Consider the following 22,013-nt stretch of genomic DNA (forward strand, 5'->3'; position numbering starts at 1 on the left):
CCGCGCTTCGGCGGGCCCGAGCCGGGCCACTGACCCGACCGGCCGGGGCGCCCGCGTTGCCGCGCGCGCCCCGGAGGGGCCCGGCACGATGGAGGGGTGCAGACCTTCCTGCCCTACCCGGACTTCGCTGAGTCCGCCGCGGTGCTGGATCCGAGGCGGCTCGGCAAGCAGCGGGTGGAGGCCCTCCAGGTGCTTCGTGGGCTGACCGTCCCCGGGTACGGCTGGCGCCACCATCCGGCCGTAGGGATGTGGGCCGGGTACGAGGAGGCGCTCGTCCGGTACGGGCTGGAGATGTGCCGGGCCTGGACCGCCGAGGGGCGCCGGGACACCTGCGCGGACAGCCTCCGGGACGGCCTGCCGGAGCGCGCCGGGCCGCCCGTCGTGCGCTCGCAGGCGGAGTTGGCGGGTGCGGGAGAACTCCCTCCGTGGCTGGGAGCCGCGGAGTTCCACGCCAGCCACCGGTCCGCGCTGCTCCGCAAGGACCCGGCCTTCTACCGGGCCCGCTTCCCGGACGAACCGGACGACCTGTCCTACGTGTGGCCCGCATCCGACCGTGCGCGCCGGGTGTGAGGCGGGGCCACCGCTCGCCGCGCAGGGGCCGGCCTGGCGTTTCGCGCCGAGACATGGCCGAGTCGGCGTCGCGGCACGAGCTGGTGCCGTCCGTTCGGGGTGGTTCTCGGTCGCGTCGCCTGGGCCGCGAGTGCTGGGTTTTCGAGCACCGCGCCGACCAGCGTGGCTGTGCGGATCAGCTGGTTGCCGTCAGGGCTGCGCGCGCGGCGGTGAGGATCTGCTCGGAGAGCGGGGAGCCCTTGGTGGCGCGGGCCAGGACGAGTGCGCCGACCATCGTGCAGAGCTGGGCGATGCCGTCCTGGTCCTCGGTGGCGAGCCACTCGGCGAAGTCGCTCACTCCTTCGGCGTAGGCGCGGTGGGCGTCGCGGGCTCCGGGTTCGCGCGCCATGTCGGCGGCCAGTGCGGCGGTGGGGCAGCCCTCTGCCACGTCGTCGCGGTGCTCCGTGGAGAGGTAGATGTCGACGAGGGCTCGCCGGGCGGCCTCACGCTGCCCAGCGTGCTGCTCGAGTCCGGCATCGCGGCGCTGGGTGAGCTCCTCGAACGCGTGGGTGGTGGCTTCGTCGATGAGGGCCTCCTTGGAGGCGAACTGCTTGTAGAAGGCGCCGTGGGTCAATCCGGCCGCCTTCATGAGGTCGGCGACGCTGACGTGCGTGCCCTGCTCGCGGAAGAGCCGTGAGGCGGTCTCCACGACCCGCTTGCGGTTCTCCTGCGCCTGCGCCTGCGATACGCGGCCCATCGGGCACCTCCATTTGGATGTCGACTGGCATCTATCCTAGCCGCAGGTTAGATTGGATGCGTAATCTAATTGGGGGCGGCCCGAACGGTCGGGCCGCCGCGACGCTGGGAGCGCACATGGAACTGAAGGACGCGGTCGCCGTGGTCACCGGAGCCAATCGGGGACTGGGCCGCCATCTGGCCGCGCAGCTCGTGGAGCGCGGAGCGAAGGTGTATGCGGCGGCCCGCCGCCCCGAGACGGTGGACCTGCCGGGTGTCGTCCCGCTGCGGCTGGACGTGACGGACGAGGAGTCGATCCGGGCCGCTGCCCGCGTCGCGTCCGACGCGACGCTGCTGGTGAACAACGCGGGCATCTCCACCGCCACGCCGCTGATCGCGGGCGGCCTGGACGCGGTGCGTCTGGAGATGGAGACGAACTACTTCGGCCCGCTCGCGGTGACACGGGCTTTCGCCCCGGTCATCGAGGCCAACGGCGGCGGCGCCGTGCTCAACGTCCTGTCCGTGCTGTCGTGGCTGCATCCGGCGGCCCTGGGGTCCTACGCGGCGGCGAAGGCCGCGGCATGGGCACTGACCGGCGCGGCCCGGGAGGAACTGGCTCCGCACGGCATCACCGTCTCCGCGCTGCACGTCGGATACATGGACACCGACATGGCCGCAGGGATTCCCGCCGCCCAGAAGGCCGACCCCGCCGACGTCGCCGCCCAGGCCCTGCACGGCATCGAGACGGGCCTGCCCGAGATCCTCGCCGACGAGAGCACCCGGTACGTCAAGCAGGGCCTGGCCGCCTCGCCGAACGCGGCGTGAAGCGCACCCGCCGCACCCTCCCTTCCTCCCCTGTTGATCCTTGAGCAAGGACACATGATGCGTTACACGACTTTTGGACGCCGGACGGGTCTGCGCGTGTCCGAGTACGCGCTCGGTACGGCGAACTTCGGCACCGGCTGGGGCGACTCCAGCCGCGTCATCGCCCCCCTCGCACCGTTGGCCTGACACCCGAGGGCAGCGGCGGCCGGAGCGTCGCCGCCGCCCCTGGCCTGCGGCGGACGCCGAGCCGGTGAGCGCAGAGCGCCGCATCGGCGAGGGGCCCCGGAAGACCGAAACAAGCACCACAGAGTGTCCCGTTACTGGGAGAAGCCCAGCATGGACCAGAGATCCCGTCCCCTCCCGGACGAGAAGCGGAGACGACGATGAAGGCCTTCCTGATCGAACGGTACGGCGACAAGGCCGGCCCCCACGCCGGTGAGATGCCCGACCCCCGGGTGGGCGCCGACGACGTCCTGGTCCGGATCCACGCGGCGAGCGTCAACCCGCTCGACGTCAAGCTCCGCGACGGGGCCTTCAAGGCGATCCTGCCCTACCGTCTCCCTCTCGTCCTGGGCAACGACCTCGCCGGGGTGGTGGTCCAGGTGGGATCGTCCGTCACCCGGTTCACGGTGGGCGACGAGGTCTACGCGCGGCCCGACAAGGACCGCATCGGCACGTTCGCCGAACTCATCGCCGTCCACCAGGACGACCTCGCCCCCAAACCGGCCGCACTCACCATGGCGGAGGCCGCCTCCCTTCCCCTGGTCGCCCTGACCGCCTGGCAGGCACTGGTGGAACGGGCACACGTGCGGCCGGGCCAGAAGGTCCTCGTCCACGCCGGCTCCGGCGGGGTGGGCACCATCGCCGTCCAACTGGCCAAACACCTGGGCGCGCAGGTGGCCACCACCGCGAGCACCGCCAAGGCCGACCTGGTGAAGGAGCTGGGTGCCGACATCGTCGTCGACTACAGGAAGCAGGACTTCGCGTCCGTCCTCGACGGCTACGACGTCGTCCTGGACACCCTCGGCGGTGAGACGCTGGAGAAGTCGCTGCGGGTGCTCAAGCCCGGCGGGACGGTCATCAGCGTCGCAGGCCCTCCGGACGCCGCGTTCGCCCGTGAGCTGGGCGCGAACGCGGCCCTGCGGCTGGTGATGAGCGCGCTGAGCTTCAGGACCCGGCGCCGCGCCCGGCACCGCGGCGTGACGTACGCGTTCCTGTTCATGAAGGCCGGCGGTGACCAGCTGCGCGAACTCACCGCGCTCATCGACGCCGGAAAGATCCGCCCGGTGGTCGACCGTGTCTTCCCCTTCGACCGGACCGGGGAGGCGATGGAGTACGTCGAGAAGGGCCGCGCGAAGGCCGGCAAGGTCGTCGTCACGATGACCTGACCGAACAGTCCTCCCGCCGGCAGACCGGCGGAGCCCCCCTCGGCTGCCGGGAGAGGAGGGTCGTCCTGGCGCGGACAGCTGGGCTTCGAGGCCGGCGACGCGGTGGCGTTGGCAACGCAGATGGGAGCGAGTGGCCTTGAGCCGCTCGTCGAGCGTGCGGTTGTCGGTCGTGAGCCGGCGGACCCGCTGATTGAGCGTGGTGTTCTCGGTGGTGATCCGCTGGATGGCCTCTCAGGGCCGGACCGCTTGGGGCACCTTCGTCGACGGCCGCCTCGTCAGCGTCAGTTGATGACGCCGGCGTCGTGGGCGAGGAGAACGGCTTGGACGCGCTTGGTGACGCGGCGGTGGGGAGTCGACACTGGGCACGCTCGGCACCGTCACCCTGGGGGCGGCGGACCAGGGGCTCGCGGCTTTGTACGACGTGGCCGGCCTGGCCGTGATGTGGAGCGTCCTGAGCGCGTGGCTCCAGGGCACGGCCATGCTCAGGACGGTCGGCGTCGACGCCGCGACGTACGCGCCATTCGCACAGCAGATCGCCGCCGGGGTGGCCGCATGGCTGCCCGGATACGCGGAGCAGATCGACGCCGGCTCCTTCCCGGCCGAGGCGTCCGCCCTGGAGACCGACGCACGGGCGATGGAGCACCTGATCGAGGAGAGCGAGGCGGTGGGGGTGAACGCCGAACTGCCCAAGTTGCTCAAGGAGATGGCCGACCGCGCGATCGCCGCCGGACACGGCGCGGAGCAGTATCCCGTACTGATCGAGGAGTTCGGCAAACGCCGCAACGGCTGACCGGCCCGGCACCGGGATCGGGCCGACCTGCCGTCGCTGCTCCTCCGGCGGAGGGGTTCGGACTCGGTGCATCGGGGGCGGAGTTCGGCGTCACTGCTCCGGGAGACGGCGGATGAAGTCCAGCAGCAGGGTGCAGAACGCGGCGGGCTGTTCCAGCGGCGCGAGGTGTCCTGCGGCTGGGATGACCACGCTCTGGCCTGCGTCGAGGGCGTGGGCCAGAGCCTCGCCGCCCTCGAAGAAGTCGGGCATGTCGTGTTCACCGACGCCGACCAGGGCGGGAGCGGTCAGTGTCCGCAGCGCTGCCGTTCCTTCACCGAGCGGGTCCGCCGCCAGTGGCGGCTCGCCGTGGGCGAGTTGTTCGGCAAGCCGGCTGCGGAGCATCCGGGCAGCGTGAGCGCGTACTTCGTCGCTCGCGCCGGCGGAGGTCCATGCCTCGACACCAGCTGTCACCGCTGTGTCCAGGTCGCCGGCGGCGAGCGCGGTCCTTTCGGCGTCCCAGGCGGCCCGCAGACGTGGAGAGGCCGGCTGGTCGTGGGGCCGGTACCCGACGAGTACCAGGCCGTCGACCCGCTCGGGTGCCGTGACGGCGGCCTGGAGCGCCACCAGGGCGCCGAGGGAGTTCCCGGCCAGGACGAAGCGGTCGGCCCCGAGGTGGTCGAGTGTGTCGAGTACATCCGTCCAGGGGGCCACTTCACGGGCTTCGGGTACGGTCGCGTCGCCGTGGCCGGGCAGGTCCAGGGCGATGGCCCGCACGCCCGCGTCGGCGAGCAGGGGGAGGTGGGCGCCCCACATGGTGCGGTCGGTGGGGCGGGCGTGAAGCAGGACCACGGGGCGGCCTCGGCCCATCTCATCGGAGGGCAGCAGCATGGCAAGCATCTTTCGTCGGTGGGAACAGGGGTGGGGACGGAAAGGGAGAGACCGCCCGGGCTCCTGGTGCGAAGGAGCGGGAGACCTTCCTGACCTCGTCGGGCCCGTTGCGGGTCAGCCCCGCCTTGGTCGCGATCAGCACGTCGTCGCGGTAGGGGTGGATCGCCTCCCGGATGATCTCCTCGCTCACGTACGGGCCGTAGGAGTCCGCGGTGTCGATCAGCCGTACGCCGAGTTCGACGGCGCGGCGCACCACGCGCACGCACTCCCGGCGGTCGTCGGGCTCACCCCACACCCCGAGTCCGGTCAGGCGCATGGCACCGAACCCTAGACGGGCGACCTCCTTGTCGGCGATCTCGAAGGTGCCGGCGGCCTCGGAGAGCGTCGCGGTCATGACCGGGGTCCTCCTTCCGGCACCGGAGCGGCGCGGTCCGCCAGGGCCCCGTCCCGCTCGGACAGCCGGCCGAGCAGGACCAGGGCGTCGGCGTCGGCGCTGCCGGGTTCCGCGCTGTAGACGGACAGGTGCTGTCCGGGGGCGCTGGTGACGGCGAGCGCCTCGAAGTGCAGACGTATCTGTCCCACCCGCGGATGCCGGAAGTGCTTGTCCTCGTGCGTACGCGGGCGGACCTCGTAGTGCGCCCACAGGCCCGCGAACGCGGGGCTGCGCACGCTCAGTTCGCCGACGACCCGCTCGATCCGCCCGTCCTGCGGGAACTGCGAGGAGGACGCCCGCACGTTGCCCACCGCGATCCGCGCCGCCTGGTCCCAGTCGGCGTAGAACTCGCGCGCGAAGGGATCGAGGAAGATCATGCGCAGCAGGTTGTCGTACCGGGCGAAACCGCTGTACAGCTCCCGCGCCATCGCGTTGGCCGCCAGTACGTCCTGCGCCGCCCCGACCACGAAAGCCGGCACGTCGCGCATGCCGTCCATCAGCCGCAGCAGCGCCGGGGCGACGGTCGTCGCGGCAACCGCCGTCCCGAAGACGGACAGGCCCAGCCGGAAGAGATGGGCGGCCGCCGCGTCGTCCAGCCGCAGCGCCCCGGCGATCGCCCGCAGCACCTGCTCGGACGGGTGCCGCTCCCGGCCCTGTTCCAGCCGGATGTAGTAGTCCGTGCTCATCCCGGCCAGCAGCGCCACTTCGTCACGCCGCAGCCCGGGCACCCGCCGCGCCCCGTCGTCCGGCAGGCCGACGTCCGCCGGCGCGACCGCCGCACGGCGGGCCCGCAGGTAGGCGCCGAGCTCATTCGTGTTCTCCATGGCCGCCACGCTAGTCGTGGCCGGATGCCGGGGCGTGGGTGCGCTGCACCCACCCCGGAAGGCCCACGCTGGAGGGCCCACTCCGTTTGCCCCCGTGACCTGCCGCCACCGCGCTTCGAGAAGCGGATCGTGCCGGCTGCCTCCTTCATCGCCGGCCCTGTCGCCGGGCAGTGCGTCGCGGACGGTGGCGCTTCGGCGGCGATGCCGGGCTCCTGGTCCGTTCGGCCAACCCGGCCGCTCAGCGGGGCTCAGGGGAACTCAAGCGACGTCGCACATCACCGCACGCCCAGGCGGCTCAGCCGAGGAACTCGACGCGGTCGATGAGGCCTTCGCGGACCCGGTAGGCCACCAGGACGCGGACCGGTTCGTCGGACAGGCCGTGGGCGACTTCGTGGTCGACCACCCAGTCGCCCTCGGTGAGCCGTCCTACGATCTCCGCCCGGCAGCGGCCCGCGGCGAACTGCCGCGTGTAGGTGTCGCGCAGGGCCTGGCGGCCTTCCAGTCGGCTGCCGTCCCGCCGCAGAACGAGGATGTCCTCGGCGTAGGTGGCGACGAAGGCGTCGATGTCGTGGTTGTTGTAGGCGGTGAGCTGCTGCTCGACCACGTCGCGCGGTTCGGTCATGTGCTTGATCGTTTCTTCCTTGGGCAGGGGTTCAGGCCGCGAGACGGCGGGTGGCGAGTTCGGCGTAGAGCGCCGCTCCGTCGGGGAGCACCGCGTCGTCGAACTCCGCGTAGGGAGAGTGGTTGAGCGGCAGGGTGTCGGGATCGCTCCCCTTCGGGGCGGCGCCGAGCCACGCGAACGATCCCGGAACGGCGTCGAGTACCCGGGAGAAGTCTTCCGACCCGGTCATCGGGTTGGCCATCGTCCGGAAGCGTTCCTCGCCGAAGGCCTCTCGGACGGTGTCCCCGAGGAAATCGGTCTCGGCCCCGTCGTTCACCGTCACCGGGTACCCGGGAAGGTACTCGATCTCGGCCCGCAGGCCGTGGGCGGCCGCGACGGCCCGCACCAGCTCCACCACGGTGTCGGTGACCTTGGCCCGCGCCTCGGCGGAGAAGGTGCGCACGGTCGCCTCGAAGTAGGCGGTCTCGGGGATGATGTTGCGCTGGGTACCGGCCCGGAGGAGTCCGACGGTGATCACCACCGGATCGAACACGTCGAAGCGGCGGGTCACCATGGTCTGCAGGGCGGTGACCGTCTCGCAGGCCGCCGGGACGGGGTCCTTGGCCCGGTGAGGTACCGAGCCGTGCCCGCCCGCACCGTGGAGGGTGACGTTCAGCGCATCGGAGGCGGCAAGGATCGGCCCGCGCCGGGAGCTGAACTCCCCGTGCGGCATGGTCGACGCCACGTGCAGGGCGTATGCGGCGACCGGGCGCGTGCCCGCCGCGTCCAGAACGCCCTCGGCCAGCATGGCTCCGGCGCCGTCCCAGCCCTCCTCGCCGGGCTGGAACATGAAGACCACGTCGCCGTGGAGCCGCTCCCGCCGTGCGGCGAGCAGGTGTGCGGCGCCCGTGAGCATGGCGGTGTGCAGATCGTGTCCGCAGGCGTGCATGGCACCGTTGTCGGACGCGAACGGCAGCGGGGCCTTCTCGATGACCGGCAGTCCGTCCATGTCGGCGCGCAGGAGCACCGCCGGCCCCGGTAGCCCGCCGCGCAGCACCGCGGTGACCGAACTCAGCGCGGAGCCCTGACGTACTTCCAGCGGCAGTCCCTCGAGAGCCCGCAGCACCCGCTCCTGGGTGCGCGGGAGATCAAGGCCCAGCTCGGGGAACCGGTGGAGGTCGTGGCGGAGCCGGACCAGGTCGGGAGCCAGAGCCAGGGCGTCGTCGTGTATGGACACAGGTACCTCCATCGGGCCCGCGCGGGGCGGGAACTTGTGCGGAGCGATCTTGTTCCGCGATTCTGGAGCCCGCAGCGGGGGATTCCCGCGATTTCGCAGGATCACGCCACGAAGAGGCCCTTCGATGAACGAACCAACCGGCAGTCGACAGTGACCGGCGCCGAGGTGACAGTGGACGAGTTGGATCTCGCCCTGGTGAACGCGATGCAGCTGCGGCCCCGGGCACCCTGGTCGCTGCTCGGCCAGACCCTCGGGATCAGCCCGGTCACCGCCGCGCGCCGCTGGCGACGGCTCTCGGAGGCCGGGATCGCCTGGGTGACCGCCTACGGCCTGCCCCACCCCGAGGACCCTGGCTGCGTCGCGTACCTCGACATCGACTGCGCTCCCGACCGGATTCGGCAGATCGCCGACGAGCTGGCCGAGGACCCGCACGTGATGAGTGTCGAACACCTCTCCCAGGGCTGCGACCTCGTCATCGCCGCGGCCTTCACCGACCTGGCGACGGTCTCCCGTTACACCGCCGAACGGTTGGGCAGGCTCCCGGGGATCACCGCCGTCCGCACCCACCTGGCGACCGGCTTCTACGCCGAGGGGATCCGCTGGCGACTGGATTCACTGGACCCCGCCCAGCGCCTGGAACTCCACGACGACCACCCGACGGGCTACGGGCCGTCCTCCCCAGTACGGGCCGAAATCCGCCACGAAGACCGGGAGTTGCTTATCAGGCTGGGCACCGACGGCCGCCTCGGCCAAGCCGAGCTGGCCGCCGCCACCGGGCTCAGCCCGTCCACGCTGCGCCGCCGCCTCGACCGGCTGGCCGCCTCCGACGCGATCCGCTTCCGCTGCGAGATCGCCGCCGGAGACGCCGGCCGACCGGTCCTGGCGACCTTCCGGGCCGACATCCCTCCGGACCGGCTCGACGAGGTCGGCCCCCAACTCGCCAGGCTCCCCGAGATCCGGCTGTGCGTAGCCGTCACCGGCCGGCACAACCTCATCCTCTCCGTCTGGCAGCGCTCCCTCGCCGACGTCCAGCGACTGGAAGCCGCACTCGCCCGCAGGTTCCCCGACCTGCGAGTGGCCGAGCGCCGCGTGTCACTGCGCACCGTGAAGAGGATGGGACGGATCCTGGGCTCGGACGGCCGCGCGGTCCGCGCCGTCCCGATGGACATCTGGCGAGACCCGATCCCGGTCTCCTAGCGGTGGTCCACCCGGAGGTGCCGACCACCGGTCCGCGCCCGGGACGGCGCCGGCGGGCGCGTGACCGGCCCCGCACCCCCGGTGCCCCCGCCCGGGCCGTCGACCCCGGTCCGGCTGCCACCGACCTCACCTCCCTCCTCGCCGGGCCGCCGTCCTGGTGCCGCAGGTCCTGGTGGCCGCCCCGGTCCGGTCCGCTGTTGCGCCTGCCTGCCGCCGGTCCGTCCCTCACGGCGCCAGGTCTCCTCCGTCGCCAGGAGCCGGCCCTTCCCGGGCCGATCTGGGAGTGACGTGGGGGTGGTCGTGCGTGGTGTGCGGTGCGGGGCAGCGGCCCGAGGGCATCCCCCCGGGCCGCCGGGCCGCTCCGTTCGGTCTGGGTCAGCAGCGAACGGTGGAGCCGCCGTTGCTCAGGTTGGCGTCGTAGATCCAGCCGCTGCCGGCCGGGCCCCGGACGTAGGTCCAGGTGTTCCCGTAGTCGTTGACGGAGTAGCAGTCGTAGTCCACCCGGATGCCCTGGGAGAATGAGCCGACCAGGGTGCACGCTCCGTACGGGCCGGTCCGCACCGGAGCACTGCTCGCCGAGATCGTGCCCGAACCCGAGTCCAGGTTGCTGTGCGGCCAGTTCGCGTTGCCGCAGGTGACGGCGGCGAGGTCGGACGACGACGGCGCCGCGGCCGCCGACACGGCCGGGAACGAGAGCGAGGCCACGGCCGTCAGCCCGACGGCGAGTGCGGTCTTTCGGAGACGGGATGTCATGAAGCGAACTCCTCGTGAGCGGGTCGCCGAGCCGGCCGGCCCGGCGAGCCCTCACCCTTGCCGCCGCGGTCACGGCCGGGCAAGGTTCCCGAGGTGTCCGGGACTGTCCGGGACTGTCCGGGGAACGGTCGGACACGCCGGACTCGGTCCGACCAGCCGAACCTCCCGGACCGCGGGACGACGGCGCCGGCCGCACCGCTGCCCTCGTCCTGGCCAACAACGTCTTGAATCAACGTGGTTGGCCGCGGACTGCTCCGCCAGGATCGGGGCATGAGTTCCCAACCCTTGCCACCGAATCCCTCCCTGGCGCGGGATACGGCCGAGTTCGTCGCGTGTCTTCGACAGCTTCGGCAACGGTCCGGGCTGACCTACAGGGCGCTGGAACGCCGCGCTGCCGAGGTCGGGGCCGTGCTCCCGCGCAGCACGATCGCCGAGGCGCTCCGGCACGACCTGCTGCCGCGACCGGAACTGCTCGACGCCTTCGTCCGGGCCTGCGGCCTCGGCGAGGACCCGGCCGTGTGGCTCGCGGCACGCGAGCGGCTGGCCCACGAGGCCACCCACCCGGGGCCCGGCGCCCCCGCCGAGGCCGGCCCACCCGGCCCACAGACCCTGCCCGGCGCCCCGCGGACCGTACCGCCCGCGCCCTCCCGCCGGCGGCTGCGCAGCGCTACTCCGATCGTGGTGGTCCTGGCGCTGGCGGCCGCCGTGGCGGGCGGGGCGGCCTTCCTCCACGACCGTGCGCACCGCCCCGCCGCGCCCGCTCCCTCCTCCGGCACCCAGGAACGGGCACTGGTCGCGGCGGGCGCGTATCTGATCCGGCCGGTGGGCTCCGGACTCTGCCTGGGGGAGTCGACCACGCACGAAAGCGGTGGCGAGGTAGGGCAGTTCGCGTGCCCGGGTAACGTGCCCACCTACGTCTTCGAGCCGGTCGGCGGCGGCCAGTACACGATCCGCTCCCTCCATCCGGTGATGGGTCACGGCTGCCTGGGAGTGGAGGCCGCACTCCTCGCCGACGGCGCCCGTCTGATGAACGACTACTGCGGCCGGCGGGGGACAGCGGAACGGTTCCGGCTGCGCGCGTCGCCGGGAGGCGCCGGTAGCTACCTCATCCAGCTGGTCCACAGCAACGCCTGCGTGACCATCCCGGGCGATATCGGCACCCCGGGCGTCCTCGCACGCCAGCTCCCCTGCGCAGACCCTCCCGCCGGGCAGAGCTTCACCCTGGAGCCCGTGCCGGCCCCGACCGCCATCCCGGACATCAGAACCAACTGATCACTCGCGTCGGCCGGTGCAGCCGGCCTGGTCCGCCGCCTTCGGTGATCGCGGCCGGCCCCGCACCCACCGCGAACGGGGCGAGGCACGCGGCGAGCCGATCGCCGACCCGGTGATGGCGCGGCCGGCCTTCGGGTCGAGCCCGCCGGGCCGGGGCCGGGGAGAAGACAGAGGTGGTGCCGCTGGTTCTCACCCCGGATCGACTCCGCCCTGGCCTCGCCTGTTACGCGGCACTCCGGACAGCGAGGCCCCTGCTTCCCGCAGGCCCTCTGTTGTGCGGGCTCGGGATCGGCGAATATCGTTCCTGATATTCCGTCAGTCGGCGCAGGGGGAGCGAACGCCCTTGCGGTGACGCCGTTTGAAGGAGCCGGCAGTGACTGCTGAACCGTCGCCGGGTGGTGTCCCGCCGGTGCCCCCGGGCCCGCCGCCGGGTGCCGGAGGCGGACCGGCGCCCGCGTCCGGCCGTCGCCTCGGCGAGATCGCGGCGCTCGTCTCGGCCGGCACCGCCCTCGCAGGTCTCCTCCTCGGCTTCCTCGGACTTCCCGCTGTGGTGAACTCACCCACCGCCAGCACCGTCACCGAGACCGTACGCGCCACGGTGACCGTGACCGTGACCGCGACCCCGGCAGGCCCCTCCACGCCCATCACGGCTCCGGCACCGAGCGGCAGCGGCCAGCCGCCGCCCACCACACCCGGGCGGGTCTCCCTCGTGGACGACCTGCTGCCCGTCGACCATGAACAGGGCAACTACGACCGCGGGCCGCAGAACGTCAACGGCACGCTGTACCCCACCGTGCTCTCCAGCACCTGCGCCACCGCCACCTGGCAACTGGACCGCCAGTACACCACCCTGACCACGTCATACGGCCTGGCCGACAGCTCGTCCTCCGGCAAGACCGTGAGGATGTACATCGAGCTGGACGGCGCCCGGAAACTGGAACGAGATGTGCTGGTCGGCTCGACGACGCCCGTGACTTTGAACGTCCAGGGCGTCTTCCGCGTCACCCTTGGCTCCAGCTACTGCTACACCTTCGGTTCGAACAACGTGGGCGCGTGGATCGACCCCGTTGTCACCAAGGCCCCCTGAGTCCGCCCTTGGTCTGTGGCCCGCATGGTGACTTGCTCTCCGGCCCCTGGCCCGGCCGCAGGCGTCCCGTGGGCGTGCTCGCGCTCGTCGCGGTGCTTGGTGCGCAGCAGTCGGCCGGGGCCGGCGAGGACCGGCCGGTGAGCGCGGCGCCGGACGCCGGTCGGCGCGCGGAGCTGCGGCGGGCGGTGAGCCGCGGTGGACGGCGGAGCGCGGCGAACGAGATCAGGTTCGGGGGCGGGTGATGACGGTGCTGCCGCTTCGGGGCGAGGGGCAGGCGCCTGCCTGGAGCGGGGCGCGGGGGCGCGGTCGGCGACGGCGCGCTGAAAGGCGTGCCCGTCCGAGACGTTACCTTTGCCGCTTCTACGCCGACATCACCTGGGGCGGCGGCCGCGGTTCTCGACGTTGTGCGAGGAGAGGGCGGTGATGTTCAGCGACTACGGGTTCCACCACCAGAGGTCGTCACGGGTGAACACCGGCAAACTCGCGATCATCGTGAACGGCTATGGCGGTGGCGGTGGAGTCTGCTGTGGACGGAGCCACCCGCCTCGTTGTCGGCGAGCCTGCGGTGCGGGGACACGGCACGGCGGTCCTTGGCGCACGGTGGACCATCGGACGGAACCGAGCGCGTGTTCCCCCTGCTCGGACTGCGGCATCACGGGATGTCCAGGAAATCGGAGGCGGCGCTGCCCACGAGTCCCATAGCATCGGCTCGGACCGACCCGTCGAGTATCACCAAGGACTTTGTGAATCACTCCGATCTCCACGCCAAGGCCCCCTCGCTCGCGGCCGGCATGGCCGCTGCCGATCACAGCCCGGACATCCAGCTGTCCCAGACTCGCCACCGCGCCGCGCTCGTGGCGAGCTGGCAGATCGCACCCGGCTCAACGGTCCTCGAACTGGGCTGCGGCCAGGGCGACATGACCGTCGTCCTCGCGGAGGCGGTGGGGCCCGACGGGCGCGTGACGGCCGTCGACGTGGCCGACCCCTCCTACGGGGCGCCGGTCACGCTCGGAGAATCGGCGGCCCGGATCGCGGTAGGCCCTCTCGGGCCGCGCATCGACTTCCGCTTCGGCACGGACGTCCTCGACCCGTCGGTCGACTTCCCCGGAAGTACCTTCGACTTCGTGGTGCTCGCGCACTGCTCCTGGTACTTCGCATCGCTCGGACAGTTGCGGGACACACTGGCCCGGGTACGGCCGTGGGCGCGGCGACTGTGTTTCGCCGAGTGGGACTTGACGCCTGCGTCCGGCGACCAGCTGGCGCACCTCCTGGCTGTGCTGCTCCAGGGGCAGACCGAGGCCGCGGGGTCTCATGGCCAGGGCAACGTTCGCACGCCGTTCTCCCGTGAGGCGCTGCTGAGGCTCCTGCACGAGGCCGGCTGGACGGCCGACGGCAGCGGCCCGGTCGATACCGGAGGGCTTCAGGACGGCGACTGGGAGATAGCCGCCTGCCTTGACCTGGCCGCAACGGAGGAGCGTCTGGCCGCGCTGCCCGAGCCGGTGCGCCAGCTCGTCCTGAGCCAGGCCGACGTTCTCCGGGCCATCGCCAAGCCGCACGGCAACCGCGCGCTCGCCGCGTACTCAGTCACCGCGCGCTGACCCACGGCCCCGGCGGCCGGCCGGTCAGAGGTCGGTGGGATCGGTCAACCGTCGCCCTTCTTCGCTTCCAGGCCCGGGGATGCGGGCGGTGTCTGCCGAGCCCTCGGAGGGGCCGAGTTGTCCTGGACCCTCGCCGCATTGGCCGCCGTCTCGCCCGCCACGGTCCGCCAGGACGTCGCGGCCCAGGTCAACGAAGTCGCGCGGGTGCTCCACACGAACCTCCACCCGGTGAAGGAACGCGGCGTGCGAGCCGTGCGGCCACGCCCCTACCCTCGCGCGGGTGACGGCTACGAGACGTGGCATGCTGCCTCCCGTGATCGACACCGCCGATAGCGCCGCTTCGGGCGGGACCTGGTCGTCCGCCACCGCGCGCGAGCCGGCCGAGTTCCCCGCGGCCGGAGTCGAAGGAGTGCCCGGCGTCGAGCACGCCGCCGACGGCCGCCGCACCCTGTGCGGGATCCGCGGCCGGTACCTGACGTTCTTCCTGCGCCACTTCCAGCCACAGGGCCTGGCCTCGTGCCGCAAGTGCCGGACGCTGGCCGAGGTAGCGCCCACCCAGCCGGGCGGGCAGGAACGCCTGCACGACCTGCTCTGACGTGCGCGGATGGGCGCTTGCCCCGTGCCCGGCCAGAATCGCGACAGCCGCGCGAGCGTAGCCGCCGGGGTCAGGTGCTGCCGCGTTCCGGTGCTCAATTGGCGGGAACGAGCAGCGGCACAACCTCGGCCCGGGCTGTTTCGCCCCCCGTGTCGTCGCTCGGGGCCTATCATCCAGCAATGCTCATAGGGTTAATGATCGGCTTTCTGATCCTCGGTCTGGGCCTGGCCTCGTACCAGGCCTCCAAGCGGCAATGGCTCGACGCCGCTCGGCACCTGTGCAGTACCGCGATCGCGGTCGCCGGGTACGCGGCGATTCTGCTCCACAGGCCGTGGATCGGTATGGCGGCTCTGCCTGTAGCGGTCGCCGCCGCCGTGGCCTACATCGCGATCGCCAGGTCTCAGGCCCGGAAATCCGCCCCAGCTGACAAGACCTGACGAGGCCGAAGCCGAGTTGCCCGGGAGGCGGTCGCGGCTGCGCCGGCCTGGATGGCGTGGTCCTCAGCCTCAGCGCACTCAGGCGTGTAGCCCAGCGCCTGGGCAGCGACGGCCGGCGGCATCTCCTGGACCAGGGCGCGGATCACGCAAGGCGGGTGCCGAGTGGGTGGATGCCGTTCTTGGCCAGCTGGTTCAGCAGGTAGGTGGAACAGCGCGAGGCTGCAGGCCGCCTGTTCCGAAGGAGATGATCGGCTGTCTCCTGAGCAGAGTCCTCAGGTGCTCCGATGCCCTAGAGAGCGGCGTTCACCCGTGCTGGCGCTGGCGGCGGCAACGCGTCGTCGGCGAGCAGCGGCAGCAAGAGCAGGAGTCGGGCCGCGGTGTCGTGCATGCCGGGTGCGGTCAGGTCCGGCGTCTCGGCGATGTGCACGATGTCGCGCCAGGACAGGCCCGGGCCGTACCAGTCGCTGTCAAAGCTGGACAGGTGCTCTGTCCGAGACCCGTCCGGTTGGGTCAGCAGGTAGTCGGTCCCGTAGTCACCGATGAGGTTCCGGTAGACGACGACGGGGCTGTGACCACCTTGGAACGGGATGCGAAACGCCGGCCAGGCCAGGCCTGGTCGTCCAGGAGGACTTCGGACAGGGCGTCCGTGTCGGCGCCGTCGTCACCGAACCACTCTGGTGCTGGCCGGGTCTCACCCGAGGTGAACCGGCACATGGCCAGCAGGTGATTGGACCAGAACCCGGCACGCTCAAGCAGCCACTCACCCGCGACCAACGGCCCGTAGTCGTATCCCTTGATCAGCACGAATCAGAGTGTCTCAAGCCCACTGACCTTGTTCCGCTGCCGGGCCGTCGGGAGTTGCGGGACAGCCCTCAGCCGAGGAGGACGGGATCATGGGTGGGACGGACCCGGAGGCCTGAGACGGCGTGCTGCTGATTCAGCCCGGCGGCCGTATCCCCTTCCTTCGCCGTCATCGGGCCGCCGGGAACGCACGGTCGGTCGTTCTGGCGGTGGGGGCCTCACGACTCGGAGCTCCCTGTCGAGTGGCACGTCGACCTGCGACCGGTATCGCCGGAGGTCGACCGTTCGATCGACGAGCAGGCCGCATGGGAGCGGAGCATGCGTGGCGAGGGTCCGGACATCGAGCTTCCTGGCGGCGAAGACCTGCACGACTACTTCGGTGGTTTCGCCTGCTATCCCAACCGCTACGCGCGGGTCGGGCCCCCTGGCAGTTCCTCTTCAAGATCAGCGACGCCGGCGAAGCTGAGGAGGATCCCTACTTCCTCAACTTCGGCCAGGTTAAGGATTTGCCTTCGTCAGCCCCGATCGCCGCGAAGGACGCTTCTTCTGGGAATGCTCGTAGTCACCGAGCTGTCTCGGTGGCGTACTCGTTCCGGTGGGCCCCGCGGACCGGAACTGAGTGCTCGTGATGCTGGGCCTCAGGAGGCGGTGGAGGGGAGCAGGGGCTTCTGGGCGGCAAGATCAATCGGTGCCGCCTTCTGGCCGGCCCCAGGCGGGAGGCCGATCGTGCGAAGCCGGGCGCCGAGGCGGCAAGCGGTCAGCGGTCGTGCCGGCCGCGGGCTCGGGAGGGGCCAGGGCGCGTGGTGCTGGTTGCCGGCGACCGGACGGGCCCGGCACTGGTCGACGAGGTGGCGATCGGGGAGTTCGTCGCGTGCTGGCCGGCTCCGCCGGTTCCGTCGTCGACGGGTGGCCGGCTGTCCGATCGTGCCAGCAGGTCCGCCCAGGGGCTGTCGTCGGGGGTGGCCAGGAGGAAGCGTTCCCGTGGCGGGTCGGACGCGAAGGGGCGCCAGGTGATCCCGGTGTCCTTCGTGACGGCGGTCCGGGTTCGTAGGGTGATCAGGTTCTGGTTGTTGCGCAGGTGGTGGCGGTACAGGGCCCGGCTGTGCGCGTCGACGGTACGTAGTCGTGGTGACCAGCCGTGGCCGGCGAGGTGGGCCAGGACGTCCTCGGTGAAGTGCGGGTTGCGTTCGGCGGGGAACCAGAGCAGGTCCTGGCCCGCGAGGTCGGCCCAGGACAGGGCCGTGTGGTGGGCCAGCGGGTGGTCGGGGCGCAGGAGCACGCCGAGTGGTTCGTCGGCGAGGGTGAGCGTGGCCAGGTCGTGGATGTCGTGGAAGGCGCGCATCACCCCGAGGGAGAGGGTGCCGGTCCGTAACAGGTCGAGTTGCTTCGGGGAGTCGGTCTCGGTGAACTCGACGTCCGGGGATCCGTCTTCGGCCAGGACCTGCTCGACCCGTGCCAGCAGGTGGTCCGGGACGGTGCCGCAGACCCCTACGCGTACCGGAGAGCGGGCGTCGCGTGCCTGCGCCAGCGACGACTCGATCTCGGCCAGGGTGCGTGTGGCGCTCGTGTACAGGATCCGGCCGCCCTCGGTGAGCTCCATCCCTTTGGGTCTGCGGTGGAACAGTTTGGCCCCGACCCGGCGTTCCAGGGCGCTGATCTGTTGGCTGAGGCTGGGCTGGGCGATCCGCAGCACCCGTGCGGCCTCCGTCATCGTGCCTTCCTCGGCGACGGTGACGAAGTAGCGGAGATGACGAAGTTCGACGCCCTGGTGGTCGTGCACGTCCGCTCCTTGCTCCCGGGATAGGTCAGAGCCTATGGGGTGGCCTCGTGGGTCTATTGGCGGGCAGCGGATCGCGGGGGTTTTGATGGGGGCGAACCGTCGATCCGGCGGTCTTGTTGAACGGAGCAACACGTCATGCGCGATGACTTTCCCGGCGCCCGCGTCGGGTTCGTCGCCGCCGCTGCTCACGGTGGCGTTGTCGTCCTCGGTGCCGGGCCCGGCGACTGCGCCGCAGCCATCCGCGGTGCGCGGCCGGGGCCGCGCACCGCGGTGGTAGGGGCCGAGTACGGGGGGCGGCGGGTGTATCGGCGCCAATGGTGTTCCGTCCAGATGTGGGATCTCACCCAGCAGATCGCTAGGCACATCCATGCCCACCCGACGCCAGCGAAAGCCGTCGAGGAAGCCGTCCAGGGCCTCGTCGGTCCGTTGATCGATCTCCGAGAGGCGAGGAACCAGCTATGAGGATCGCCGATTTCCCCTTGTCGGCGGCGCGGGCCAGTGTGGCCGCCGCCTTGACGGAGGACAGGGCCGACGGCGACGTCACCACCTTGTGGAGCGTCCCGGCCGATCTGGTCGCCACCGCCGAGATCAGTACCCGCCTGCCCGGCGTCGTCGCCGGAATGCCCGTGGTCCGCGAAGTCTTCGCCCAGAGCGCCCCGGAGGTCGGGGTCGAGGCTCTGGTCGCGGACGGCGAACGGGTGCGGGCCGGGGACGTCCTGGTGCGGCTGACCGGGTCGGCCCGCAGTCTGATCACCGCCGAGCGCACGGTGCTGAACTTCCTGCAGCGCCTGTGCGGCATCGCCACTGTCACCGACGCCTTCGTCCAGGCCGTGGCCGGAACTCCGGCGCGGATCCTGGACACCCGCAAGACCGCCCCGGGGCTGCGGGCGCTGGACAAGTACGCCGTCACCGCCGGCGGCGGCGGCAACCACCGGCTCACCCTGGCGGCGATGGTCCTCCTGAAGGAGAACCACATCACCGCGGCGGGCGGGGTGACCGCGGCGATCGACGCGGTCCGAAAGGGAATGGCCGATTCCGGGAGGAGCCTGCCGATCGACGTCGAAGTGCAGACCGTCGCGCAGGCCCGCGAGGCCATGGAAGCGGGAGCGGGCTGGCTCATGCTCGACAACATGGAACTGGCCGACATCGAAGAAGTGACGCGGATGAGGGCCGGCCGTCGCGGCGGTTCGGAGATCCTCCTGGAGGCCTCCGGCAACGTCACCCTGGACCGGGTTCGCGCCATTGCCGAAGCCGGCGTCGACCTCATCTCGATCGGGTCCCTGACGCACAGCGCGCCCGCGCTCGACCTGACGATGCTGATCACGACGGACGCGGCGCCGTGCCCGAGGTGACGATCGTCGACGCGTGCCGGCGACAGGGCCGGGGCGGCAGCGCGACCGCCGTGCTCGACGACGCGCCCTTCACCGATGCCGAGCGACGGCGCGTTCCCGCCGCGACAGGCACCTCGCACGCGGTCTTCATCACCGCGATGGACGGCGAGGACCGGGCCCGAGCGTCGTATCGGCTCCGATTCTTCACCGGCGAAGGCGAGTTGCCCGCCTGCGGCCACGGCACGGTCGCCGCACTGGCGCTGCTCGCGCTGCGCCACGGCGGCGACGCCTACTACCGGGCCATGCTGCACACCACGACCCGCGTATTCGAAGGCCGGGCGACGCGGGAACACGACGACCTGACGGCCACGTTCGACCCCGGCCCGATCAGCCCGCGAGAGGCCGGGGGACCCGGACTCCGGGCGATCGCGACCGCCCTCGGCCTGAACAGCGAAACCCTTCCCGACGCTGCCCACGTGGCCTCACCCGGCCGGCCACGGCTCCTGTTGCCCGTACGATCGCGCACCGCGCTGGCCGAACTCTGCCCGGACTTCAGGGCTCTGCGCGATGCCTGTGACCGCTACGGACTGCTGGGCTGCTACGCCTACTCGGTCCCCGACGCGGACGGCCGGGCGGCGGCCCGAATGTTCGCCCCGTCGATCGGCGTCCCCGAGGACGTCGCCAACGCCAACAGCACCGCGTGTCTGGCCGCGTATCTCGCGGATCAGGGCGTCACCGCAATCGCGGTCGACATGGGCGATCACCTCGGCCATCCGTCCACGATCATCGCCGACGCTCGGCGCGGCGCGTCCGGCACCCGGATCCGTGTGGGCGGCGCCGCGCAGATCGCGCGCGCCGTCGGCCTTCCCCGGCTCGACTGACACGAAAGCGACTCGCGGTGGCCAGCAGGCCGACCGGGCCGGCCGCCGACGCTCGTCCGAGACCAACCCGTCCATCGAATGCACTCATCCCCACACTGGAGGTTCCATGCCCAAGGGCTACTGGGTCAGCGTCTACCGCACCATTTCGGACCCTGAGAAGCTGGCTGCCTACAACGAGCTGGCCGGTCCGGCCGTCCGGGCCGGGGGCGGACGGCTCCTCGCCCGTGACGGTCGGGTCGTGGCACACGAGGCCGGAATCGCCGCGCGCACCATCCTGATCGAGTTCGACAGCTTCGAGCAGGCCGTCGCGGCCCGCGAGAGCGCGGCCTACCAGGAGGCGCTGGCCGCCCTCGGCGACGGCGCCGAGCGCGACTTCCGCATCGTCGAAGGCATCGACTGACCGACGGTGGTCCGGTCGGATCCTCACCGATACAGCGGGGTTCCGGGGTATACCGGGCCGCTCCCGGGAACGGTGTCATCAGCTGGTTCCGACACGGCTCGGGCCGCCTGGCCGGGACCGGCGGCAGGGGCGTGGCAGCGCGGGATGTCGCGGTCGGTGGTGTGGACGGCGGCCCGGCCCGCGGTGAGGACTCGCCTGGGCCGGGGTGATGCCCCGGAGAGGACCGCCATCGCCAACTCCAGGTCGAAAGCCGCCGATCCGCACCCTGCGCCGTGGCATCCGACCTGTCCCCTAAGGGATGGGCGCCCAGCATCCCTGACGGACCCTGAGGGGGTCTTCCCCCCGTGACGGCCGGGGGGTGGCTCCATGTCCCGGCGCAGCGGCCAAGCGGCAGGATCCTTACATGACTTCACGGCGAACAAGTACTCGGATCCTGGCGGGCGCGGCTGTCCTCGGCAGCGTGTCGGCCCTCGCGGTACCGGTCTCGGCGGCGGCCGACTTCCCCGGGGAGCGGGCCCAGGGAGGGGCCGTCGTCTCGGTCGAGCAAGCGGCAGACCTCACGGCGGAGGAAGTGGCCGGACAACTCCGGGGCGAGATCGACTCCACCCAGGTCCGCTACGGCGTGACCGCCTACCGGGTCACCTACCGCACCGCCGACAGCGCGGGTTCCCCCACGACCGCGAGCCAGCTCGTCGTCCTGCCCAGGAGTGGGGCGCGTGACCTGCCCGTCGTCTCCTGGCTGCACGGCACCACCGTCTACCGCAAGGACGTCGCCTCGGAGAATCCCGAGTCGAACGACCGGCTCGTCGCCCTGCTGTTGGCCTCGACCGGACGAGCCGTTTCGGCACCCGACTACGTCGGCCTCGGCTCGGGTGAGGGCTTCCACCCCTACGGCGACCCCCGGGCCACCGTCGCGGCCTCGGTGGACGGCCTGCGTGCGGCCCGAACCCTCGCCCACCGCAACGGCCGGGAACTGCAGCGCAACGTCCAGGTCAGCGGCTTCTCGCAGGGCGGCCCCGCGACCATGCTGGTGGGCCGCGCGCTCCAACGGAAGGACACCGACCGCTACTTCCGGCTGGGGGCCCTCGCCCCGGTCAGCGGCCCCTACAACCTCTCCGCCTTCGAGGCCGCCGCAGCCGACGACAGGATCAGGAACGCCGGCCTCTACCTGGCCTACTTCGCCACCGCCTGGAACAGGATGTACGGCCTCTACCCCACACCCGGCGATGCCTTCAAGCCCCCCTACGCCGGTGACGTGGAGGACCTCTTCGACGGCTACCACACCACGGAGGAGATCGCCCACGCCCTCCCGGCGACCTCCGAGGCCCTGTTCACCGAGGCCTTCCTGAACAGGATCCGCAAGCCCGACGGTGTCCTGAGCGAGAAGCTGCGCCCGATGGACAACACCTGCGACTGGCGGCCGAACGTGGCGGTGGAGATCTTCTACAGCCGGGGCGACCGAGACGTCGATCCCAGTCACTCGACCTACTGCGCGGACCAGTTGAGGAAGCAAGGCGCCGCCCCCCGGCTGACCGAGGTCGGCGGTGTCGACCACAACGGATCGGTGCTGCAGGCCCTGCCCCGGATCATCAGGTTCTTCGACGAGGCGGCCAAGACAAGCTGAAACCCGCC

23 protein-coding genes and 1 pseudogene are annotated in these 22,013 nt (G+C 71.7%); 15 read left to right on the forward strand and 9 right to left on the reverse strand.

Going from position 1 to position 22,013, the window contains the following annotated elements; translation table 11 throughout:
• The first annotated feature begins 96 nt into the window (after nucleotides 1-96).
• Nucleotides 97-570, forward strand: coding sequence for an MSMEG_6728 family protein (locus ACZ4UX_RS14000; protein WP_465706763.1), 474 nt, complete (start codon nucleotides 97-99; stop codon nucleotides 568-570).
• Nucleotides 571-745: 175 nt separating this feature from the next.
• Here ACZ4UX_RS14000 and ACZ4UX_RS14005 read toward each other — a convergent pair whose 3' ends face one another.
• A complete protein-coding gene (locus ACZ4UX_RS14005) occupies nucleotides 746-1,306 on the reverse strand; it encodes a TetR/AcrR family transcriptional regulator (RefSeq protein WP_465706764.1) in 561 nt (186 codons plus the stop codon).
• 116 nt (nucleotides 1,307-1,422) lie between these two features.
• Here ACZ4UX_RS14005 and ACZ4UX_RS14010 point away from each other — a divergent pair, with 116 nt between their 5' ends.
• From ACZ4UX_RS14010 to ACZ4UX_RS14025, 4 genes are all read left to right on the forward strand, one after another.
• The gene (locus ACZ4UX_RS14010) at nucleotides 1,423-2,109 is read left to right on the forward strand and encodes an SDR family oxidoreductase (protein ID WP_465706765.1); all 687 of its coding nucleotides are present in this window, start codon (nucleotides 1,423-1,425) and stop codon (nucleotides 2,107-2,109) included.
• A gap of 54 nt (nucleotides 2,110-2,163) precedes the next feature.
• On the forward strand, nucleotides 2,164-2,295 hold the full coding sequence (locus ACZ4UX_RS14015; RefSeq protein ID WP_465706766.1) for a hypothetical protein: 132 nt from the start codon (nucleotides 2,164-2,166) through the stop codon (nucleotides 2,293-2,295).
• Nucleotides 2,296-2,492: 197 nt separating this feature from the next.
• Entirely contained in the window at nucleotides 2,493-3,497 is a 1,005-nt protein-coding gene (locus ACZ4UX_RS14020) for an NADP-dependent oxidoreductase (RefSeq protein WP_465706767.1), read from the forward strand.
• Between the two features lie 382 nt (nucleotides 3,498-3,879).
• Complete coding sequence (locus tag ACZ4UX_RS14025) at nucleotides 3,880-4,287, forward strand: imine reductase family protein (RefSeq protein WP_465707009.1); 408 nt, start codon at nucleotides 3,880-3,882, stop codon at nucleotides 4,285-4,287.
• A 90-nt stretch (nucleotides 4,288-4,377) separates the two neighbouring features.
• On the opposite strand, the gene ACZ4UX_RS14030 is transcribed toward ACZ4UX_RS14025, so the two are convergent.
• The 5 genes and pseudogenes from ACZ4UX_RS14030 to ACZ4UX_RS14050 form a co-directional block, all read right to left on the reverse strand.
• On the reverse strand, nucleotides 4,378-5,154 hold the full coding sequence (locus tag ACZ4UX_RS14030) for an alpha/beta fold hydrolase (protein WP_465706768.1): 777 nt from the start codon (nucleotides 5,152-5,154) through the stop codon (nucleotides 4,378-4,380).
• Between the two features lie 76 nt (nucleotides 5,155-5,230).
• Nucleotides 5,231-5,548: pseudogene (locus ACZ4UX_RS14035) on the reverse strand (aldo/keto reductase); the annotation flags it as partial.
• Nucleotides 5,545-6,411, reverse strand: coding sequence for a helix-turn-helix domain-containing protein (locus tag ACZ4UX_RS14040; RefSeq protein ID WP_465706769.1), 867 nt, complete (start codon nucleotides 6,409-6,411; stop codon nucleotides 5,545-5,547). The gene ACZ4UX_RS14040 and the pseudogene ACZ4UX_RS14035, both read right to left, overlap by 4 nt.
• 295 nt (nucleotides 6,412-6,706) lie before the next feature.
• A complete protein-coding gene (locus ACZ4UX_RS14045) occupies nucleotides 6,707-7,033 on the reverse strand; it encodes a nuclear transport factor 2 family protein (RefSeq protein ID WP_465706770.1) in 327 nt (108 codons plus the stop codon).
• A gap of 31 nt (nucleotides 7,034-7,064) precedes the next feature.
• A complete protein-coding gene (locus ACZ4UX_RS14050; protein ID WP_465706771.1) occupies nucleotides 7,065-8,249 on the reverse strand; it encodes a M20 metallopeptidase family protein in 1,185 nt (394 codons plus the stop codon).
• A gap of 171 nt (nucleotides 8,250-8,420) precedes the next feature.
• Here ACZ4UX_RS14050 and ACZ4UX_RS14055 point away from each other — a divergent pair, with 171 nt between their 5' ends.
• Nucleotides 8,421-9,446, forward strand: coding sequence for an Lrp/AsnC family transcriptional regulator (locus ACZ4UX_RS14055; RefSeq protein WP_465706772.1), 1,026 nt, complete (start codon nucleotides 8,421-8,423; stop codon nucleotides 9,444-9,446).
• A gap of 375 nt (nucleotides 9,447-9,821) precedes the next feature.
• On the opposite strand, the gene ACZ4UX_RS14060 is transcribed toward ACZ4UX_RS14055, so the two are convergent.
• Complete coding sequence (locus ACZ4UX_RS14060; RefSeq protein ID WP_465706773.1) at nucleotides 9,822-10,199, reverse strand: hypothetical protein; 378 nt, start codon at nucleotides 10,197-10,199, stop codon at nucleotides 9,822-9,824.
• A 270-nt stretch (nucleotides 10,200-10,469) separates the two neighbouring features.
• Here ACZ4UX_RS14060 and ACZ4UX_RS14065 point away from each other — a divergent pair, with 270 nt between their 5' ends.
• The 5 genes from ACZ4UX_RS14065 to ACZ4UX_RS14085 all read left to right on the forward strand — a co-directional run bounded on the left by ACZ4UX_RS14065 (nucleotide 10,470) and on the right by ACZ4UX_RS14085 (nucleotide 15,188).
• Nucleotides 10,470-11,471: an RICIN domain-containing protein gene (locus tag ACZ4UX_RS14065; protein WP_465706774.1), complete on the forward strand. Its 1,002-nt coding sequence runs from the start codon at nucleotides 10,470-10,472 to the stop codon at nucleotides 11,469-11,471.
• Nucleotides 11,472-11,844: 373 nt separating this feature from the next.
• Entirely contained in the window at nucleotides 11,845-12,558 is a 714-nt protein-coding gene (locus tag ACZ4UX_RS14070) for an NPCBM/NEW2 domain-containing protein (protein WP_465706775.1), read from the forward strand.
• 743 nt (nucleotides 12,559-13,301) lie between these two features.
• On the forward strand, nucleotides 13,302-14,156 hold the full coding sequence (locus tag ACZ4UX_RS14075) for a methyltransferase domain-containing protein (RefSeq protein ID WP_465707010.1): 855 nt from the start codon (nucleotides 13,302-13,304) through the stop codon (nucleotides 14,154-14,156).
• A 301-nt stretch (nucleotides 14,157-14,457) separates the two neighbouring features.
• Nucleotides 14,458-14,751: a hypothetical protein gene (locus ACZ4UX_RS14080; protein ID WP_465706776.1), complete on the forward strand. Its 294-nt coding sequence runs from the start codon at nucleotides 14,458-14,460 to the stop codon at nucleotides 14,749-14,751.
• 179 nt (nucleotides 14,752-14,930) lie between these two features.
• Nucleotides 14,931-15,188 carry a hypothetical protein gene (locus tag ACZ4UX_RS14085; RefSeq protein ID WP_465706777.1) on the forward strand — a complete coding sequence of 86 codons (258 nt, stop codon included), beginning with the start codon at nucleotides 14,931-14,933 and terminating at the stop codon, nucleotides 15,186-15,188.
• A gap of 510 nt (nucleotides 15,189-15,698) precedes the next feature.
• Here ACZ4UX_RS14085 and ACZ4UX_RS14090 read toward each other — a convergent pair.
• Nucleotides 15,699-15,992 (reverse strand): hypothetical protein, encoded by a 294-nt coding sequence (locus ACZ4UX_RS14090; RefSeq protein ID WP_465706778.1) that lies wholly within the window; start codon nucleotides 15,990-15,992, stop codon nucleotides 15,699-15,701.
• A gap of 754 nt (nucleotides 15,993-16,746) precedes the next feature.
• Nucleotides 16,747-17,769, reverse strand: coding sequence for a LysR family transcriptional regulator (locus ACZ4UX_RS14095; RefSeq protein WP_465706779.1), 1,023 nt, complete (start codon nucleotides 17,767-17,769; stop codon nucleotides 16,747-16,749).
• Between the two features lie 458 nt (nucleotides 17,770-18,227).
• On the opposite strand from ACZ4UX_RS14095, the gene nadC reads away from it, so the two are divergent.
• The 4 genes from nadC to ACZ4UX_RS14115 all read left to right on the forward strand — a co-directional run bounded on the left by nadC (nucleotide 18,228) and on the right by ACZ4UX_RS14115 (nucleotide 22,005).
• Nucleotides 18,228-19,121, forward strand: a complete 894-nt coding sequence (gene nadC / locus ACZ4UX_RS14100) for a carboxylating nicotinate-nucleotide diphosphorylase (protein ID WP_465706780.1) — start codon at nucleotides 18,228-18,230, stop codon at nucleotides 19,119-19,121.
• A complete protein-coding gene (locus ACZ4UX_RS14105; protein ID WP_465706781.1) occupies nucleotides 19,109-19,981 on the forward strand; it encodes a PhzF family phenazine biosynthesis protein in 873 nt (290 codons plus the stop codon). Before nadC ends, ACZ4UX_RS14105 begins: the two co-directional genes overlap by 13 nt.
• A 106-nt stretch (nucleotides 19,982-20,087) precedes the next feature.
• Nucleotides 20,088-20,381 (forward strand): DUF1330 domain-containing protein, encoded by a 294-nt coding sequence (locus tag ACZ4UX_RS14110; protein WP_465706782.1) that lies wholly within the window; start codon nucleotides 20,088-20,090, stop codon nucleotides 20,379-20,381.
• 403 nt (nucleotides 20,382-20,784) lie between these two features.
• Entirely contained in the window at nucleotides 20,785-22,005 is a 1,221-nt protein-coding gene (locus ACZ4UX_RS14115; protein ID WP_465706783.1) for an alpha/beta hydrolase family protein, read from the forward strand.
• Nucleotides 22,006-22,013 lie beyond the last annotated feature (8 nt).

The organism is Kitasatospora sp. NPDC028961 (assembly GCF_055564815.1).

Coding starts and splice junctions, on each gene's coding strand:
- ACZ4UX_RS14005 (WP_465706764.1), bottom strand. CDS start 1,306: ATGGGCCGCGTATCGCAGGCGCAGGCGCAGGAGAACCGCAAGCGGGTC.
- ACZ4UX_RS14010 (WP_465706765.1), top strand. CDS start 1,423: ATGGAACTGAAGGACGCGGTCGCCGTGGTCACCGGAGCCAATCGGGGA.
- ACZ4UX_RS14015 (WP_465706766.1), top strand. CDS start 2,164: ATGATGCGTTACACGACTTTTGGACGCCGGACGGGTCTGCGCGTGTCC.
- ACZ4UX_RS14020 (WP_465706767.1), top strand. CDS start 2,493: ATGAAGGCCTTCCTGATCGAACGGTACGGCGACAAGGCCGGCCCCCAC.
- ACZ4UX_RS14030 (WP_465706768.1), bottom strand. CDS start 5,154: ATGCTGCTGCCCTCCGATGAGATGGGCCGAGGCCGCCCCGTGGTCCTG.
- ACZ4UX_RS14040 (WP_465706769.1), bottom strand. CDS start 6,411: ATGGAGAACACGAATGAGCTCGGCGCCTACCTGCGGGCCCGCCGTGCG.
- ACZ4UX_RS14045 (WP_465706770.1), bottom strand. CDS start 7,033: ATGACCGAACCGCGCGACGTGGTCGAGCAGCAGCTCACCGCCTACAAC.
- ACZ4UX_RS14060 (WP_465706773.1), bottom strand. CDS start 10,199: ATGACATCCCGTCTCCGAAAGACCGCACTCGCCGTCGGGCTGACGGCC.
- ACZ4UX_RS14065 (WP_465706774.1), top strand. CDS start 10,470: ATGAGTTCCCAACCCTTGCCACCGAATCCCTCCCTGGCGCGGGATACG.
- ACZ4UX_RS14080 (WP_465706776.1), top strand. CDS start 14,458: ATGCTGCCTCCCGTGATCGACACCGCCGATAGCGCCGCTTCGGGCGGG.
- ACZ4UX_RS14085 (WP_465706777.1), top strand. CDS start 14,931: ATGCTCATAGGGTTAATGATCGGCTTTCTGATCCTCGGTCTGGGCCTG.
- nadC (WP_465706780.1), top strand. CDS start 18,228: ATGAGGATCGCCGATTTCCCCTTGTCGGCGGCGCGGGCCAGTGTGGCC.
- ACZ4UX_RS14110 (WP_465706782.1), top strand. CDS start 20,088: ATGCCCAAGGGCTACTGGGTCAGCGTCTACCGCACCATTTCGGACCCT.
- ACZ4UX_RS14115 (WP_465706783.1), top strand. CDS start 20,785: ATGACTTCACGGCGAACAAGTACTCGGATCCTGGCGGGCGCGGCTGTC.